The following is a 644-nucleotide window of genomic DNA, read 5'->3' as shown; positions in this document are numbered from 1 at the left end:
CCAGGGTCTCCGCGAGCCCGGGAAAGGCCACCAGGAGGGTAGGGTGGACCATGCCTACCTCTAGATTCTGGATCAGTTTGGGTTTGGGTTAAAGTTCCTACTCCCTGCTGAGGAGTAGTTATTGTGCCGCTAGGCCCTTCTTGAATTCCTGGCGAAGAATCGCCAAACTGCAAACCATTAGGAGTAAGGAAAATCGGAGGTAAAAGTAAGGGTAGATCTGAAGGTAAATTAGAAGGAATAAGTAAAGGTAAAGGTTCAGAAGGTAACCTATAGGGAGTAGGAAGTTCTAGAGGAAGAGTTTGCGGATAGGGACTGCCCAATCCAGCGGGAATTTTAATCGGTAAAGGGATTGGATGGCGGATAGTCGGAGGAACTAAGTCTGGATTTAACTGAAAGGTTGGAGGAAATCCAAAAGTTTGAGGTTCGGCAGAACGAAAACCCTCAAAGATTGGAAAAATCTCAACCGATTCTACTTTTACAGGTTTATACAACTCCGAACTGTATTGATCAGAAACCAAAATATCTATCGGAGATCCCTGACTATCAAAAGCTTGCAAAATAAAAACCCAGAATCGGGTACTGGGATTAAGAATTGGGAAAACAGCCCCCGAAGTGGGAAAGTAACCAGTAGGAAGGCAATAATC

General features: G+C 44.9%; 1 protein-coding gene. It reads right to left on the bottom strand.

Features of this window, described 5'->3' with window-relative positions:
- The coding region (locus AC01Y6_RS10930) for a hypothetical protein (protein ID WP_476671557.1) at positions 1-644 on the bottom strand (644 nt) is incomplete at both ends.

The sequence above is a fragment of the Thermus sp. genome (genome assembly GCF_056332225.1).
This window is presented reverse-complemented; position numbering and strand designations above follow the sequence as displayed.